This window comes from Streptosporangium roseum DSM 43021 (assembly GCF_000024865.1).
GTDB lineage: Bacteria > Actinomycetota > Actinomycetes > Streptosporangiales > Streptosporangiaceae > Streptosporangium > Streptosporangium roseum.
This window is the reverse complement of record NC_013595.1, coordinates 1,122,730-1,139,059: the sequence shown is the minus strand read 5'-3', so window position 1 is coordinate 1,139,059 and position 16,330 is coordinate 1,122,730. Positions and strand designations below refer to the sequence as shown.

Here is a 16,330-nt window from a genome sequence, read left to right as displayed (position 1 = left end):
TTAACGCTTGCTGTACTGCGGAGCCTTGCGAGCCTTCTTGAGGCCGTACTTCTTGCGCTCGGTGGCGCGGGCGTCACGGGTCAGGAAGCCGGCCTTCTTCAGCGGGGCGCGGTTGACCTCGACGTCCAGGATCGCCAGCGCGCGGGCGAGGCCCATGCGCAGGGCGCCGGCCTGGCCGGTCACGCCGCCGCCGTTGATGCGGGCGATGACGTCGAACTGGTCCTCGGCGCCGAGAACCACGAAGGGCTCGTTGACGATCTGCTGGTGGACCTTGTTCGGGAAGTAGCCGTCGAGCGGGCGACCGTTGATCGTCCACTTGCCGGTGCCCGGCACGATGCGCACGCGGGCGACGGACTCCTTGCGACGGCCGGTGCCGTAGGAGTTGCCCGTCGTGATGGGCTTACGGACGGCGGCCTCGCCGCTGACAGTGGACTCGGAGGTGTACTCGGAGGGGAACTCCTCCGGGGAGTACTCCTGCTCGCCCTCGATGGGCGTCTCGACACCGGTGGACTCAGCCACGGTTCTCCTCTAACTTTCCTACTCGGCGTCGGCCGTAGGCCAACGCTGCTGGCGATAAGCAGCTAGCGACTACTGGGCGATCTGGGTGAGCTCGAAGGGCACCGGCTGCTGTGCCTGGTGCGGGTGCTCGGAGCCGGCGTAGACCTTGAGCTTCTTGATCATCTTCCGGCCCAGGGCGTTCTTGGGAAGCATGCCCTTGACGGCCTTCTCGACGGCACGGTCGGGACGCTTCTCCATGAGCTCACCGTAGGTCACGGAACGCAGACCGCCGGGGTAGCCCGAGTGACGGTACGCCTTCTTCTGCTCGAGCTTGTTGCCGGTCAGCGCGACCTTGTCGGCGTTGATGATGATGACGAAGTCACCGGTGTCGACGTGGTTGGCGAAGGTCGGCTTGTGCTTACCGCGAAGCAGGATCGCGACGTGGCTGGCCAGCCGGCCAAGCACGATGTCGGTGGCGTCGATGATGTGCCACTGACGCTCGACTTCGGCAGGCTTGGGTGTGTACGTGCGCACGGTCGTATGCCTTCTTTGCTCGCGTCTTCGGCGCTGTCGGAAGTGACAGCAACGTGGTCGGTAGGTGCGGGCACACGACAGCCCGGACCTTCCGTCTCCCTAGGACCGAGGAGATGACGCCGGACGCGCCGCGCATCGGTCTGCAGAGGAGACCAATTCGCACACAACGAACTAGCAGGATACCGGCGCGGACGAGCATGGGTCAAAAAGACGCGACTCTTCGCCGGTGTCCCTGGGCAGTCTACCGGCGCCGGGACACTGGTCGGGAATCGACGCACTCAGCCTTCACAGAACGGTTCCGACACGTTCTCGACATTCTCTTCTTCCACAATGCAAACATCTCTATCTTTAACAGCGGTATGTGGCAGCCCCTTCACCCCCGCCATACCCAGCGGACCAGCCTGCGCCGCATGGGACTGTTCGCGTGTCTGATGACGGTGCTGCTGCTCGGATTCCTCATCGGCCGGGGAAGCCGCGACGAGGAGACCCCGAGCCAGATCTACCTGAACAACGCCGGGCCGGCGAAGCCCACCCCCACCGCCACGACCGCCGGCGGGCGTGACGGCCATCGCGCCCCGCTCTCCCGGGTCGTCCGCCCCTCCGCCACCCCCGTGACGACCCTGCCGCAGCCCACGCCGCGCGCCACCAGGGCCCCTCACGACTCGATCGACGACTTCGGCGACGACGACTCCCGCTACGTCCTCAACGGGGAGGGAGGAGAGGACAGCCCCGCCGTCTCCACCCCCCTGACCCCGATGGAGAGGGGGATCATCCGGCTCACCAACATCGAGCGCGGGCGGCACGGCTGCGCTCCGCTCCGGGTCGACAGGCGGCTGGTCAAGTCGGCCAGGGCCCACTCGGAGGAGATGGCGAAGAACGGCACCTTCTCCCACAACTCCCCCGGCGGTGAGTCACCCTGGGACCGGATGGAGGCCGCCGGCTACCGCGACGGAGGCGCGGAGAACATCGGCCGCGGCTACGCCACGGCCGCCGAGACGGTGCGGAGCTGGATGGCGACCCCCAGCCACCGGGGCAACATCCTCAACTGCAAGCTGACCGCCACCGGCGTCGGGACGATGGAAGGTCCGGGCGGTCCCTGGTGGACGCAGGACTTCGGTTACTCCTGAGCCAATCGGCTCTGATACAGGACTAGTCTCGGCGCATGGGTTTTCCCGGGGAGCCGCCACGCCGCCAGCCGTACGTCCAGCCTGACGCGTCGCCGCCCGCGCAGGGCGAGCACTGGTTCGAGCCCGCCCCGCACGGGCGCGGCCCGTACGGCCCCGATCCCACGGCCACGGCCGCCGCCGGGCCCCCGCAGCCCCCCCGGCCCGCACAGCAGCCCGAGCAGCTCCAGCAGCCCGCGCCGCCCGAGCGCCGGGCCGCGCCGCCGGAACAGCCCAGGCAGGCGATGTGGAGCCCCTACGACGAGGGCCCGCGCTCCCGGCGGCCGATCTTCATCGCGGCCGGCGGGCTCGGCGTGCTGGTCGCCGGAGGGATCGGCCTGGCCATGCTCGCCAACTCCGACCCGACCCCGCAGTCCGGTACGGCGAGCCCCCCGGCGCGGGCCTCCGACGCGCCGATCCCCAACAATCCGGGAGGCAAGTTCGGATTCGCCGCCTCCCGGGCGACCGACCGCCACCCGCTCGGGCTGAAGGAGGTGTTCAGGAGCAGAAAGGTGACGTTCGACGGCCAGAGCTACCTGATGACCACCAGCAGGCTCGACAAGAAGTGCAAGGACGCCGTGGTGGGCAGCAAGCTGCAGAAGGCACTCACCGCGGGCAAGTGCACCCAGTTCCTGCGCGCCAGCTTCCGCGACGCCTCAGGAAAGATCATCGGAACCGTGGGGGTGGCCAACCTCAAGACGTCGGCGGCGGCCTCCAAGGTCGCCTCGGTCGGGGCCGGCAAGTCGCGGGAGGAATACCTCAAGGCGCTTCCAGGCAAGGACAAAGTCACCAAATTTCTCGGCACGGGTGAGGCATTCGCGGGCGGGTGGAGCCACGGGCACTATGCCGTAATGGTCTGGTTCCAGTACAAGGACGGGCACCTGCCGAAGAAGACCGAGGTCAAGAAGCTCAACCAGGCGGCTTTCGGGGCCACCGACGCGACGGTCACCCCGGCGCTGGAGTCCCGTTCGCTGACCGGGAAGCGCCCTTGAGCAAGGGTTCATCCGGCCGATTTCCCGCACAAAACCGGCGGGCGATACGGCCAGGAACGCCCATACCCGCATGACGATCTCCGGCTATCGCTACGCTTCGACGTATGCGTGGCCAGGAATCCGGGTCCGAGCACGAACGCGAAGCCGAGGGTTCGGCTGCACCGGCGACGCCTCCGCCGAGTTTCGGCCAGCCTTCGCCTCCCGTGCTCCGGACCGATCTCACAGGTGACGATCAGCCCTACGACCCCTCGGCGTGGCCGGCGCCGGCGCCCGGGACAGCCCAGCCGTGGACGGTTCCCGGTGACGGCGGCGCCCCCTACGACTGGTTCGCCGACCCCGAGGACGAAGTCCCCACCCCATGGCCCGGCTCCCCGCAGCCCGGGCCGCGCCCCGACCATCCCGCGTCTCCGGAGCCACCGGGGACGACATGGTCCGACTCCCCCGGCCCGGACCCCCGGCTCTCCCCATGGGCCGGCTCCCCTCCCCCCACCGGACCTCCCGGCCCGCCCTGGGCCGGTCCCCCCACGCCCGGCGGGCCACACACCACACCGTGGGCCGGGCCACCCGGCCCCGAAGGCCCCTCCGGCCCGCCCTGGGCAACCCCTCCCATGCCCGACGGGTCGCACCCCGCGCCCTGGACCGGGACACCCGGCCCCGAAGGGCCGTCCGCTCCGCCGTGGGCGGGAGCCGCCGCTCCCGCGGGGCCACCGGGACCGCCGGCGTGGCCCGGTCCGGCGCCCGCCGGGGAGGCTCCGGCGTCGTCCGGCTCCGTTTCCCCGGCCCCGGTGTCGCCGGACAGCCCGCCGCTGTCCACCGCGCCGATCGTTCCCGGGGCACCGCCGTGGCAGCCGCCTCCGGCCTTCACCGCCGCCGCTGCGGGCATGCAGGTGTGGCCCTCGTCCGCACCGGACGCCCATGGCGCCCCGCAGTGGCCCGCGGCCACCGGGGAGCCGGTCTGGTCCGACCAGGAGGAGACGGCCCCCCGCCCGGGTGAGCCCGGTGACGTCGCCGTCTGGCCGCCCTCCGCGGCCTTCCCCGACAGCCCGGACGAGAACACCGTCAACGTCCGCACATCCGAGCCCGCCGTACCGATCCGTCAGGAGCCCGCGGGGCCGGACACGCACGTCCCCGTCCCGGGGCCCGTCCTCGGCCCGCCCCCACCGCCGGGAGCAGGCCACGTCCCAGGCCCGGAACCGCTCCCCGGACCGGGCCATGCCTCAAGCCCGGCGCCGGCGCCCCGCCCGGCCCATGCCACGACACCGCCATCCGGACCCGATGCCTTCCCCTCCGGCCCGACGCCGCCCGGAGCAGGCCCGTATCCCGCCGGTCCGGCGACCCCGGCCGAACCGGGTCCTCCCCCCTCCGGGCCTGCGCCCGTCGCGCAGATCCCGGCCTCCCAGCCGGAGCTGATGCCACAGGTGCCCCCGCCACCCCCCGAATCCGTGACCGACGCCTCGATGCCCTCCCCCGCTCCGGCGGCACAGGACTCCGAGTCCGGGATGCCGGCGCTGCCTCCGCCCCCCGGCGACCAGGACACCCCGCCGGGCGGCATACCGGTGATCGTGGCGTCGATCCCGCCCGCCCCGGCGACGCCGTCGGCCGAGCAGTCGGGTCCCTCGACCGGGGTCATGGAGTTGCGCGGCCCGTTCACCCCGCCCTCGGCGGTCGTGATGGAGGTCGCACCGCCTCCGCCCGCCCCGCCGCGCCGCAGCAAGGCCGGCACCTTGCTGATCGCGGCCGTGGTGACCGTCGTGGTGGGAGGCATCGGCACCGGCGCCTTCTTCGCCTACCAGTCGTTCAACGCCAAGAAGGCGGCCAGCGCGGCCGATCCGATCCCCAGCGCGGAGCCCATCGATCCCACCGAGGATCCGGCCCCGGCCGAACCGGAGCCGGTCAACACCACGATGCTCAACTCCGAGAAGACCGACCCGGGCAAGATGACCGTGGCCGACGCCTTCACCAAGAAGGTGACCCTGGCCGGGACGACGTTCGTCCGGGTCAAGACCGAGGTCACCCAGCAGTGCCAGAAGGCGGCCGCCGGCAAGTTCGCCAGCGCGCTGCGCAGCAAGGACTGCCGCCGGGTGCTGCGGGCCACATACGTCGACAGCAAGCGGAAGTACGCCGTGACCACCGGGATCGCGGTGCTGCCCACCAGGGAGTCCGCGGTGGAGGTCGACCAGGCCAAGAACCTGAACAGCAACCTGTGGTTCCGTGGCCTGCCGGGCACCCCGGGGACCGGTGCCGAGCGCGTGCACATCGCGGGCGGCTACGCGGCCGGGCTGGTGTGGGGCCGCTACATCGTGTTCAGCTACGCCACCTTCAGCGACGGGCACACCCCGACGGCGAAGGAGAAGAGCCTCGGCAAGGTCAGCGGCGCCTTCCGTGACCAGACGGCCAAGGTCGTCGAGCGCCGGGTGACGAGCTGACGGGAGAGGCAGCCGAGCCGGCCGGGGCGGGAGGGCGCGGGCCGTACCGGAAGGGTGCGGGCGAGGCCCGATCGGCCCGGCCGGCTGAGGCGCCCGTCACGCGCTGAGCGTGCGCACCCGGCGGGTCTCCGTGGCCCGCCGGGCCAGCTCCCCGGCCTCGGGGTATCGCACTTCCTCAAGGCAGAGGCCGTGCGCCGGTGCGACGTGCACCCCGGAATCCCGTACGGCCCGCGTCAGCACCCGGCCGGGCCAGTCCACCGCGAGGCGCCCCTCCCCTACGGGGAGCAGCGATCCGACGAGGGCCCGGACCATCGAGTGGCAGAAGGCGTCGGCCACCACCGTCGCGACGAGGATGTCGTCCTGCCGGACCCAGTCGAGCCGCTGCAGCTCGCGGATCGTGGTCGCGCCCTCGCGCTTCTTGCAGAAGGCGGCGAAGTCGTGCTCGCCCAGCAGGACGGCCGCGGCCGCGTTCAGCCTGTCGACGTCGAGCGGCCGGCCGTACCAGATGACCTCGCGGCGGCGGAGCGGGTCCACCCCGCCGGGCGCGTCGGAGACCCGGTAGGCGTACCGGCGCGACATCGCGGAGAAACGGGCGTCAAAGCCCCTAGGAGCCACCGTAACGCGATAAACCCTTACATCAGGGGGCAGAACCCCCGCCAGCCTTCTACGGAGGCTGGAGAGCCGCTCATCCATGTCGGCCGGCGACCCGGCGTCGGCGGCGGCCCCGGCAAGGACGGATCCGATCTCGGCGGCGGCCCCGGCGGGGCGGGCGGCCTCGGGCCCGGACTCGACCGCGCGAGCGGCAGCGGCCCCGGCCTCAACCGCGCGGACGGCATCGGCGGCGGTCCCCGCCTCGGCCGCGCGGACGGCGGGCCCGGCTTCGGCGGGGCGGGCGGCGGGCCCGGCTTCGGCGGGGCGGGCGGCGGGTGCCCGGCGGCCGTGCCGGCTCTCCAGCGCGCCGAACGCCTCGACCCCCAGATCCACGTGGGCCACCTGGCCCCGGGCGTGCACCCCCGCGTCCGTCCGCCCGGCCACGGTCAGGACCGGCGGCTCGGGGAGCCTGAGGATCTTGCCGAGCGCCTCCTCGATCTCCCCCTGGACCGTCCGCCGGCCCGGCTGCTTCGCCCAGCCGGAGAAGTCGGTGCCGTCATATGCGAGGTCCAGGCGCAGCCGTACCACGATGTTCCTCCCGAAAAACGGGAACGGGCCCGGCACCTCCCCAGAAGGGGATGCCGGGCCCGTTCACAGGACCTGAAAGATCAGGCGTTGTCCTTCTTGGCCTCGGTCTCCTCGGCGGGAGCCTCGGTGGCCTCAGCGGTCTCCTCGGTGGCCTTCGGCTCCTCGGTGACCTCGGCGGTCTCCTCGGCCTTGGTCTCCTCGGCCTTGGGGGCCTCGGTGGCGGCCGGGGCCTTGGTGGTGCGGACCGTGTTCAGCGGCTCGGACACCAGCTCGATGACGGCCATGGGGGCGGCGTCGCCCTTACGGAGGCCGACCTTCGTGATGCGGGTGTAGCCGCCCGGACGCTCGGCGAAGGTCGGCGCGATCTCCGTGAACAGGTGGTGGACGACACCCTTGTCACGGACGACGGTCAGCACCTGGCGACGGTTGTGCATGTCGCCCTTCTTCGCCTTGGTGATCAGCCGCTCCGCCAGCGGGCGCAGACGCTTGGCCTTGGCCACCGTGGTCTTGATCCGGCCGTGCTGGAACAGCTGGGTGGCGAGGTTCGCCAGGATCAGCCGCTCGTGAGCCGGGCTTCCGCCGAGACGGGCACCCTTTGCGGGCTGAGGCATTTCGTTCTCCTTGAGAGTGAACCCGCCCCGGCCGTATCAGGTACCGGGGTCAGGCCGGGGAGTCGCTCGATCCCCGTTACAGAAAAATCAGTACTGCTCGGTCTCGACGTACGCGCTGTCGTCGTCGTCGTAGCCGCCGCCGGCCACCGCGCTGGGGTCGAACCCGGGCGGGGAGTCCTTCAGGGCGAGCGTCATCTCGTGCAGCTTCTGCTTGACCTCTTCGATGGACTTCGCACCGAAGTTACGGATGTCCAGCAGGTCCTGCTCGCTGCGGGCCACGAGCTCACCCACGGTGTGGATGCCCTCGCGCTTGAGGCAGTTGTAGGAACGGACCGTGAGGTTCAGCTCCTCGATCGGCAGCGCCAGGTCGGCGGCCAGAGCCGCGTCCGTCGGCGACGGGCCGATGTCGATGCCCTCGGCCTCGACGTTCAGCTCGCGGGCGAGGCCGAACAGCTCGACGAGGGTCTTGCCGGCGGAGGCCACCGCGTCACGGGGCTTCATGCACGGCTTGGTCTCGACGTCCAGGATCAGACGGTCGAAGTCGGTGCGCTGCTCGACTCGGGTCGCCTCAACCTTGTAGGTGACCTTGAGCACCGGGGAGTAGATGGAGTCGATCGGGATGCGCCCGATCTCCTGGCCCGGCTGCTTGTTCTGCGCCGCGGAGACGTAGCCGCGACCGCGCTCGACGGTCAGCTCCATCTCCAGCTTCGCCTTGCCGTTCAGCGTGGCGATGCGCAGCTCGGGGTTGTGCACCTCGACACCGGCCGGGGGCGCGATGTCGGCGGCGGTGACCTCGCCGGGGCCCTGCTTACGCAGGTACATGACCACGGGCTCGTCGTGCTCGGAGGAGACGACCAGCTCCTTGAGGTTCAGGATGATGTCGGTGACATCCTCCTTGACCCCCGGAACGGTCGAGAACTCGTGCAGCACGCCCTCGATGCGGATGCTGGTCACGGCCGCGCCCGGGATGGACGACAGCAGCGTGCGCCGCAGCGAGTTGCCGATGGTGTAGCCGAAACCCGGCTCCAGCGGCTCGATGATGAACTTGGACCGGGTCTCCTCGAGGGACTCCTCGAGAAGGGTCGGACGCTGAGCGATCAGCATGTGGGTCTCCCCTTGCATGGCGGCGCCCGCTATTTGACGCCGCTCGAACAACAGCATAGGTGCCGTACGGCGAACCGTACGGCACCTGCGTGAGCCGCTACTTGGAGTAGAGCTCGACGATCAACTGCTCCTGGACCTGGGTGTCAATCTGCTGACGGACCGGGAGCTGGTGGATCAGGACGCGCATGGCCTCCGGAGCGACGCCCAGCCAGGCCGGGAACGTCTTGTCGCCCGAGGTGGCGCGGGCCACCTCGTAGGGCAGGAGGTTGCGGGAGCGCTCGCGGACCTCGACGATGTCGTGCTCGCGGACGCGGTACGACGGGATGTCGACCTTCTTGCCGTTCACCAGGATGTGTCCGTGACGGACCTGCTGGCGGGCGGCGTCGCGGGACTCGGCGAAACCGGCGCGGTAGACCACGTTGTCGAGACGGCTCTCCAGGATCTGGAGGAGGTTCTCGCCGGTCTTGCCACCCTTGCGGTTGGCTTCCTCGTAGTAGTTGCGGAACTGCTTCTCGAGGATGCCGTAGATGCGGCGGGTCTTCTGCTTCTCACGGAGCTGGAGCTGGTACTCCGACTCCTTCGGCCGACCACGGCCGTGCTCACCCGGCGGGTAAGGACGGATCTCGATGGGGCACTTCGCGGACTCGCACTTCTTGCCCTTGAGGAAGAGCTTGGTCTTCTCCCGACGGCAGAGCTTGCAGTCCGCACCCGTGTAACGAGCCATTTTCTATCTTCTCCTGGGCGTCAGACGCGACGGCGCTTGGGCGGACGGCAGCCGTTGTGCGGCACGGGGGTGACGTCCTGAATGGAGCCAACCTCGAGGCCGGTCGCCTGCAGCGAACGGATTGCGGTCTCACGGCCGGAACCGGGGCCCTTGACGAAGACGTCGACCTTGCGCATGCCGTGCTCCATGGCGCGGCGAGCGGCGTTCTCGGCGGCCATCTGCGCGGCGAACGGGGTGGACTTACGGGAGCCCTTGAACCCGACGTGGCCGGCGCTGGCCCAGGAGATCACGTTCCCGCTCGGGTCGGTGATCGAAACGATCGTGTTGTTGAACGTGCTCTTGATGTGGGCGTGCCCGTGAGCGACGTTCTTCTTTTCCTTGCGGCGCACCTTCTTCGGGGCACCCTGGCGGCTCTTAGGAGGCATTCTTTGCCTTCACTCCTGAGGTCTTCGGTCCTGCGGCTGCGCGGACTACTTCTTACCGGGCTTCTTCTTGCCGGCCACGGTCTTCTTCTTGCCCTTACGGGTACGCGCGTTGGTCTGCGTACGCTGACCGTGCACGGGAAGGCCACGGCGGTGCCGGATGCCCTGGTAGCACTGAATCTCGATCTTGCGACGGATGTCGGCCTGAACTTCGCGACGGAGGTCACCCTCGATCTTGTAGTTCGCCTCGATGTAGTCACGCAGCGGGACGAGCTCTTCGTCCGTGAGCTGGTGAACACGGAGGTCACCGTTCACGCCGGTGGCCTTGAGGGTCTCGAGCGCACGGGTGCGGCCGATTCCGAAAATGTAGGTGAGAGCGATCTCCAGCCGCTTGTCGCGGGGGAGGTCGACGCCAACCAGGCGAGCCATGGTCGGGCATTCTCCTTCTTTATGGCGGAGGTCCTACGCCTCACTTCCCCTCCCCATGCCCGGGGTGAGGGCCCCGGCCTCCGACCGGGGGTCTCCTGCGGGGTACGGCCGTGGGCCGCCTGCACAGGTGTGAAGCGCGATTACTTTGCGGCCTCACATGGGTCGAGTCCGCCACCAAGGAGCGGACTCTTGCAAGACCTGTTTACTGCGACTATCCCTGACGCTGCTTGTGGCGCAGGTTGTCGCAGATCACCATGACGCGACCGTGCCGGCGGATCACCTTGCACTTGTCGCAGATCTTCTTGACGCTCGGCTTGACCTTCATAGTCCTTATTCGTCCCTCAGACGCTTATTTGTATCGGTAGACGATCCGCCCACGACTGAGGTCGTAGGGGCTCAGTTCGACGACAACCCTGTCGTCAGGAAGGATCCGGATGTAGTGCATCCGCATCCGCCCGCTGATGTGGGCCAGGACCTTATGGCCGTTGTCGAGCTGCACCCGGAACATCGCGTTCGGGAGCGACTCAACCACAGTGCCCTCGATCTCGATGGCGCCGTCTTTCTTGGCCATGTCCCTCGCGTTTCACTGATCGGTCGTCTGAGGCTTCGGAACACTAAGCAGCCGCGACCCAGCGCTTCGATGAGAGCGGCGGTTGCGACACCGCCGACGCGCAATGGTCATAGTGAACCGAAAAAGGAGTGTACGGCACCGGGCGAGGAAATGCGAAACACCCGGCCGGTACCTTGACACAACCGCTACTCAGGATACCTCAGATCCGAGGTGAGATATCCCGCACGGTACAGCGCGTGGACGATTATGTTGTCGTCGTAGGAACGTCTGGCCTGGTCAAAGCTACCACCGCAGGTCACGAGCCGCAGCCGCCGCCCGCCTGTCGGGCCGTACACCCGCTCCGCGGGGAAACGGTCCTTGGGCGCCTGCTCCAACCGCTCCACCGCGAAGAGCGCCACGGTCCCGTCCCCGCGCGCCACGCCGATGGAGTCCCCCGGCCTGAGCTCGTCGAGCCGGGCGAACACGGCGGGCCCGGTCCTGGTGTCCAGATGGCCGACGATGACCGCCGAACCGGGCTCCCCGGGTGTCGGGCCCCCGCCGTACCAGCCCGCGACGTCGGCGTGGTCGAGCGGCGGCACGGCGAGCGCGCCGTCGCCCTCCAGGCCGAGCACCACCAGAGGGGCGTTCACCCCGATGCGCGGAATCATGATGCGTGTCGGCTCGCCGCGGCCCAGCTCCCCCGCGAGCGGTGTCGGCCGGCCCCGCCCACCGGGCCCGGCCCACCCGGACGGCATGCCCGCCGGAGTGGTCACCGGCACGGCCACCGGCCGCCCGCGCCCGCCCTCCGGTACGGCTACGCCGCACCCCGCCGCGAGCGCGAGGCACAGAAGAACGCGGACGGAACAGCCGGGTCCGTGCCCGCCCGGAACGCCGCCCCGCCGATGGGCGGCATGAAAGGTCCCGGGCGGACACGGAGGTCTAGTGATCGGTTCGCTTGCGGCGTCCGCGCGCCAGCGCGAAGCTCGCGCCCAGCGCCGTCACGATCGCGATCAGCGACCCGAAGAGCCAGGCGGTGCGCGCGGTGTGGTCGGCGACGGTCATCGCGAGTCCGCCGCCGCCGGTGTCCGGGCCGCTGGTCGGGTGGGCGTCGCCCACGACGAAGGTGCCGTTGTACGGCCCGCCCTGGACGCAGCGGACGGTGATGGCGTAGGTGCCGGGCGCGGCGTGGGGACTGATCCTCGCGCTGCCCTGCATCGCGCGGGCGTGACGGTCGAGCCGCGCCGCGGTGGCGCGGAACGCCGCCGAGTAGGCGGTCGCCGGAGTGCCGCACCGACCGGCGGAGATGTTGACCGTCTGCCCCGGCCGGACGGTCGACGGCGTGACCTCCACATCCCCGACACCGGTCATGCCACCCGCGAACATGAGGGCCACCATGCTTCCCAGCATGACTTTGGCCGTCGTCACAGGGTCTCGCCCGAGGCCCATCACCCACCCCCACCTCACGGCCTGACCGGACAACGATCATCTACCCGGTCATGTCCAGGACAACTGCCACGGGCGGTAAAGCTCTGACACAACGCGAAAAACCCTCCGATGACCATGGTCATCGGAGGGCCCGCCCGGCCGAACGCCCTAGAAGGCGTCCCGCCAGCCGCCGCAGTCGTCGAAGCGGTTGTCGCCCTCGCAGACGCGGATCTTGAAGTCGTCGAAGCCACGGCTCTTCTTGAAGCCGCCGAACTTGTCGAAGTGCAGACCCCTGAAGGTCTTGTAGTACTTCACGTGGCTGCCGGAGTTGTCGTGCCACCTGAACCAGACGTAGCTGTACTCGCGGTCGCGATCCCGGTCGACCAGGTCGCCGAAGAACCAGTAGCGACCGCCGTCCTTGTACCAGTAGCCCTTGAAGTAGGAGCGGTGGCCGGAGCTCTCGCCGCCGCCGAACGTCGAATGGTACGGACCGAAGAAGTGCTTCTGGGGGCTCTGGACCTGCTGGGCGCCGGCCGTGGCGGCCTGGGCCGGGGCCGCGGCGAGGCCGGCGGCGAGCGAACCGGCGAGAGCGGCGCCGATGAGAAGGGTGCGGGCCTTCTTCATTTCTTCCTCCTGAGACGGTGTCCTGCTGTTCGGACACCGCTCACGTTAGGAAGAGTTGACCCGGACTTCTGTGGAGGAATGCACACTCAACGCCGAGCGTGGACTATTACCGGTTCCGCTTGTCGCCCAGGCCGGCGAAGAAGGTGGTGACCAGCAACACCGCACCCCACGGCCCCATCACCCACAGCGGCCAGGGGTAGGGGAAGTCGAAGCCACCCGTCACCCCGAGGATGAGCCAGACCGCCCAGTTGATGCCGCTGGCCGTCGCCCAGGTGGCCCACATCGCCGTCAATCCCCGCTTCTGCACCTGACGGACGTCGCGGTCCTCGCGGCGCTCCGGCGTGCGGTTGGAGGCCTCGGGGAGCCGGCCCAGGTCGACGTCGGGGAGGTCGGAGGTGAGCGTGGCGAGCTCGCCGTACGTCTTGCTCGTGTAGAGCTGCTCCAGCCGCTCGTCGAACTCCTCGACGGTGAGCCGGCCCTGCGCGTAGTGCTCCCGCAGGACCGAGGCGACCTTGTCCCGATCTCCGTCCGACGCCCGCATCTCCGGCCCAGCCGCCATCATCAACCACATCCGCTCACCGGCGGGCGCCGTACTCAGCCCGCGTCTCCCAACAGTTCGGCAAGCCGCTCTTCACCCCCGTCAAGGGCGGTCAGTACCCAAGGTCCATTATGTGTCACCGCGACGCTGTGCTCGAAGTGCGCGGACGCCTTGCCGTCGACGGTGACGACGGTCCAGTCGTCGGACAGCACCTTGGTCCGGTCGGTGCCGAGGTTCACCATCGGCTCGACGGCGAAGCACATGCCCGGCTCGAAGCGCGGCCCCCGGCCGGGCCTGCCGTGGTTGGCGACCCACGGGTCCATGTGCATCTCGGTGCCGATGCCGTGCCCGCCGTACTCCTGGGGGATGCCGTAGCGGCCCTGGGAACGGACGTACTTCTCCACCTCGTGGCCGATGTCGGACAGGTGGCGGCCCACGGTGAGCGCGGCGATGCCCCGCCACATGGCCTCCTCGGTCACCCGCATCAGCTCGGTCAGCTTGGGGTCCACCTCGCCGATGGGAACGGTGATGGCCGAGTCCCCGTGCCAGCCGTCCAGGATGGCGCCGCAGTCGATGGAGATGACGTCGCCCTCCCGCAGCGCGCGCCGGTTACCGGGGATGCCGTGGACGACCTCGTCGTTCACCGACGCGCAGATCGACGCCGGGAAACCCTGGTAGCCCTTGAAGGAGGGGATCGCCCCCTCGTCCCGGATCGCCTTCTCCGCGATCACATCGAGGTCCAGCGGCGTCATCCCGGGCTGGACGCTCTCGCGGAGCAGCTTCAGCGTCCGGCCGACCACGAGCCCCGCCGCCCGCATCTTCTCCAGTTGCTCAGGCGTCTTTACCTGAATTCCATGCTTGTTCTTCTTGAACACGTGCACACCCCCTGGGGTGGTTCAACGGGCAATCCGGGAGCCCAATTCCCCCGATTGTGCCCTAAACGACAGCACGCCACCCATGGGAGCCCATGGGTGGCGTGCTGGTGAATGTCGCTAACCCGCGAAGGGACGCAGGGCCTCCATCGCGCGCTGGGTGACCTCTTCCACCGGACCGGTCGCGTCCACCCCGACCAGGATGCCCTCGTCGGCGTAGAAGGAGACCAGCGGAGCGGTCTGCTCCTGGTAGACCTCCAGGCGGTGCCGGACGGTCTGCTCCTTGTCGTCGTCCCGCTGGTAGAGCCGTCCACCGCAGGCGTCGCAGATGTCGTCCTTCTTGTCGTCGAAGTCGACGTGCCAGATGCGGCCGCACTGGCTGCAGGTACGGCGGCCGGCCAGCCGGCGCACGACCTCCTCGTCGTCGACCACGAGCTCCAGGACGATGTCCAGTCCGGCGCCGAACTCCTCGAGCATCTTCTTCAGGATCTCGGCCTGGGGCACGTTCCTGGGGAAGCCGTCGAGCAGGAAGCCGTCCTGCGCGTCGCTCTCTGAGAGACGGTCGCGGACCATCGCGATGGTGACCTCGTCGGGCACGAGGTCGCCGCGGTCCATGTATTCCTTGGCAAGCTTGCCGAGCTCCGTGCCGCCCGAAACGTTGGCACGGAAAATGTCACCTGTCGAGATCTTCGGGATAGACAGGTTCGATGCAACGAACTGGGCCTGCGTCCCCTTACCCGCTCCGGGGGGCCCTACCAGGACGAGACGCACTATTTCAGGAAGCCTTCGTAGTTACGCTGCTGAAGCTGGCTCTCGATCTGCTTCACGGTGTCAAGGCCGACACCAACCATGATCAGAATGCTCGTCCCTCCGAACGGGAAGTTCTGACTCGCGCCGACGAGCGCCAGTGCGATGATCGGCACCATGGAGATCAGGCCCAGATAGAGCGCACCGGGAGCAGTGAGTCGCGTGAGCACGTAGTTCAAGTACTCAGCCGTCGGCCGGCCCGGGCGGATACCCGGGATGAACCCACCGTACTTCTTCATGTTGTCAGCGACTTCAACGGGGTTGAAGGTAATGGACACATAGAAGTAAGTGAAGAAGACGATCAGCAGGAAGAAGGTGATCATGTAGGCCGGGGTGTCACCCGTGACCATGTTCTGCTGGATCCACTGGACGACCGCGTTCGGCTCCTCCTGGGAGTTGCTGAACAGCGTCGTGACCAGCTGCGGCAGGTAGAGCAGCGAGGAGGCGAAGATGACCGGGATGATGCCCGCCTGGTTCACCTTCAGCGGGATGTAGGTCGAGGTCCCGCCGTACATCCGGCGGCCCACCATCCGCTTGGCGTACTGCACCGGGATCCGGCGCTGGGCCTGCTCGACCATGACCACCAGGGCGATCATCGCGATACCGGTCACGATCACCACGGCGAAGACGAAGGCGCCCTTCTGGCGGCCGATGTTCAGCAGCTCGGCCGGGAAGACCGCGATGACCTGGGTGAAGATCAGGATGGACATGCCGTTGCCGACGCCGCGGTCGGTGACGAGCTCACCCAGCCACATGATGACGGCGGTACCGGCGGTCATCGTCAGCACCATCGTGACGATGGCGAAGACGTTGTCCTTGTCCAGCAGGATGTCCTCACGGCACTGCGGGAACAGCTGCCCGGTGCGCGCGAGGGCGATGAAGGCGGTCGACTGGAGGATCGCCAGGCCGATCGTCAGGTAACGCGTATACTGTGTGATCTTGGTCTGGCCGGCCTGCCCCTCCTTCTTGAGGGCTTCCAGGCGCGGGATCACCACCACCAGAAGCTGAAGGATGATGCTCGCGGTGATGTACGGCATGATGCCGAGCGCGAACACCGACAGCTTCAGCAAGGCGCCACCGCTGAACAGCTGCACCATGCCGTAGATGTTGCCGGCATCGCCGGCCTGTGCCTGCTGGAGGCATCGGGCGATGTTTTCGTTGTTGACACCCGGAGTCGGAAGAACCGAGCCGAGCCGGAACAGCGCGATGATGCCCAGTGTGAAGAGCAACTTATTGCGCAGGTCCGGCGTACGGAACGCTCGGGTAAACGCGGTCAGCACGGTCCCTCCTGCGCGCCTGAAAGGCGAGGTCGGTCAGCGATGGTTCGGGGGTGGTCCATCTTTGCTATCTCAAGTCAGCGAGCCGACGGAAATGAGTTGAGGCCCACTATCCAGCGAACTCTAACGCACTACGGGCGCGGGGGCCCATAATG

The 16,330-nt window shown here is 68.8% G+C and carries 20 protein-coding genes; 3 read left to right on the top strand and 17 right to left on the bottom strand.

All coding sequences use genetic code 11. The features are described 5' to 3' along the window. Window positions 1-519: a 30S ribosomal protein S9 gene (gene rpsI, locus SROS_RS05385; RefSeq protein WP_012887870.1), complete on the bottom strand. Its 519-nt coding sequence runs from the start codon at window positions 517-519 to the stop codon at window positions 1-3. A gap of 69 nt (window positions 520-588) precedes the next feature. After that, window positions 589-1,032, bottom strand: a complete 444-nt coding sequence (rplM, locus tag SROS_RS05380) for a 50S ribosomal protein L13 (RefSeq protein ID WP_012887869.1) — start codon at window positions 1,030-1,032, stop codon at window positions 589-591. 359 nt (window positions 1,033-1,391) lie between these two features. Here rplM and SROS_RS51975 point away from each other — a divergent pair, with 359 nt between their 5' ends. The 3 genes from SROS_RS51975 to SROS_RS45705 all read left to right on the top strand — a co-directional run bounded on the left by SROS_RS51975 (window position 1,392) and on the right by SROS_RS45705 (window position 5,613). Beyond that, window positions 1,392-2,159 carry a CAP domain-containing protein gene (locus tag SROS_RS51975; RefSeq protein ID WP_012887868.1) on the top strand — a complete coding sequence of 256 codons (768 nt, stop codon included), beginning with the start codon at window positions 1,392-1,394 and terminating at the stop codon, window positions 2,157-2,159. 35 nt (window positions 2,160-2,194) lie between these two features. Beyond that, complete coding sequence (locus SROS_RS05370) at window positions 2,195-3,187, top strand: hypothetical protein (protein ID WP_012887867.1); 993 nt, start codon at window positions 2,195-2,197, stop codon at window positions 3,185-3,187. 1,442 nt (window positions 3,188-4,629) lie between these two features. Beyond that, complete coding sequence (locus SROS_RS45705) at window positions 4,630-5,613, top strand: hypothetical protein (RefSeq protein ID WP_052316877.1); 984 nt, start codon at window positions 4,630-4,632, stop codon at window positions 5,611-5,613. A 96-nt stretch (window positions 5,614-5,709) separates the two neighbouring features. Here SROS_RS45705 and SROS_RS52695 read toward each other — a convergent pair whose 3' ends face one another. The 15 genes from SROS_RS52695 to secY all read right to left on the bottom strand — a co-directional run bounded on the left by SROS_RS52695 (window position 5,710) and on the right by secY (window position 16,178). Then, window positions 5,710-6,792, bottom strand: coding sequence for a tRNA pseudouridine synthase A (locus SROS_RS52695; protein ID WP_012887864.1), 1,083 nt, complete (start codon window positions 6,790-6,792; stop codon window positions 5,710-5,712). A gap of 80 nt (window positions 6,793-6,872) precedes the next feature. After that, window positions 6,873-7,403: a 50S ribosomal protein L17 gene (gene rplQ, locus SROS_RS05355; protein ID WP_012887863.1), complete on the bottom strand. Its 531-nt coding sequence runs from the start codon at window positions 7,401-7,403 to the stop codon at window positions 6,873-6,875. A gap of 87 nt (window positions 7,404-7,490) precedes the next feature. Continuing rightward, complete coding sequence (locus tag SROS_RS05350; protein ID WP_031171182.1) at window positions 7,491-8,507, bottom strand: DNA-directed RNA polymerase subunit alpha; 1,017 nt, start codon at window positions 8,505-8,507, stop codon at window positions 7,491-7,493. A 97-nt stretch (window positions 8,508-8,604) separates the two neighbouring features. Continuing rightward, entirely contained in the window at window positions 8,605-9,231 is a 627-nt protein-coding gene (gene rpsD, locus SROS_RS05345) for a 30S ribosomal protein S4 (protein ID WP_012887861.1), read from the bottom strand. A 20-nt stretch (window positions 9,232-9,251) separates the two neighbouring features. Then, complete coding sequence (rpsK, locus tag SROS_RS05340; RefSeq protein WP_012887860.1) at window positions 9,252-9,656, bottom strand: 30S ribosomal protein S11; 405 nt, start codon at window positions 9,654-9,656, stop codon at window positions 9,252-9,254. Window positions 9,657-9,701: 45 nt separating this feature from the next. After that, window positions 9,702-10,082, bottom strand: coding sequence for a 30S ribosomal protein S13 (gene rpsM / locus SROS_RS05335; protein WP_012887859.1), 381 nt, complete (start codon window positions 10,080-10,082; stop codon window positions 9,702-9,704). Between the two features lie 211 nt (window positions 10,083-10,293). Next, complete coding sequence (gene rpmJ / locus SROS_RS05330; RefSeq protein WP_003956441.1) at window positions 10,294-10,407, bottom strand: 50S ribosomal protein L36; 114 nt, start codon at window positions 10,405-10,407, stop codon at window positions 10,294-10,296. A gap of 24 nt (window positions 10,408-10,431) precedes the next feature. Continuing rightward, window positions 10,432-10,653 (bottom strand): translation initiation factor IF-1, encoded by a 222-nt coding sequence (gene infA / locus SROS_RS05325; RefSeq protein WP_012887858.1) that lies wholly within the window; start codon window positions 10,651-10,653, stop codon window positions 10,432-10,434. 185 nt (window positions 10,654-10,838) lie between these two features. Beyond that, window positions 10,839-11,387, bottom strand: a complete 549-nt coding sequence (locus tag SROS_RS05320; protein WP_043654804.1) for a class F sortase — start codon at window positions 11,385-11,387, stop codon at window positions 10,839-10,841. 184 nt (window positions 11,388-11,571) lie between these two features. Beyond that, window positions 11,572-12,027: a hypothetical protein gene (locus tag SROS_RS45700; RefSeq protein WP_148268961.1), complete on the bottom strand. Its 456-nt coding sequence runs from the start codon at window positions 12,025-12,027 to the stop codon at window positions 11,572-11,574. A 198-nt stretch (window positions 12,028-12,225) separates the two neighbouring features. Continuing rightward, window positions 12,226-12,681: a hypothetical protein gene (locus tag SROS_RS05310; RefSeq protein ID WP_012887855.1), complete on the bottom strand. Its 456-nt coding sequence runs from the start codon at window positions 12,679-12,681 to the stop codon at window positions 12,226-12,228. Window positions 12,682-12,787: 106 nt separating this feature from the next. Next, window positions 12,788-13,243 carry a DUF1707 SHOCT-like domain-containing protein gene (locus SROS_RS05305; RefSeq protein ID WP_012887854.1) on the bottom strand — a complete coding sequence of 152 codons (456 nt, stop codon included), beginning with the start codon at window positions 13,241-13,243 and terminating at the stop codon, window positions 12,788-12,790. A 32-nt stretch (window positions 13,244-13,275) separates the two neighbouring features. Then, window positions 13,276-14,094: a type I methionyl aminopeptidase gene (gene map, locus SROS_RS05300; RefSeq protein ID WP_012887853.1), complete on the bottom strand. Its 819-nt coding sequence runs from the start codon at window positions 14,092-14,094 to the stop codon at window positions 13,276-13,278. 117 nt (window positions 14,095-14,211) lie between these two features. Beyond that, window positions 14,212-14,862, bottom strand: a complete 651-nt coding sequence (locus tag SROS_RS05295) for an adenylate kinase (protein WP_012887852.1) — start codon at window positions 14,860-14,862, stop codon at window positions 14,212-14,214. Then, window positions 14,862-16,178: a preprotein translocase subunit SecY gene (secY, locus tag SROS_RS05290; RefSeq protein WP_012887851.1), complete on the bottom strand. Its 1,317-nt coding sequence runs from the start codon at window positions 16,176-16,178 to the stop codon at window positions 14,862-14,864. Before secY ends, SROS_RS05295 begins: the two co-directional genes overlap by 1 nt. Window positions 16,179-16,330: the final 152 nt, after the last annotated feature.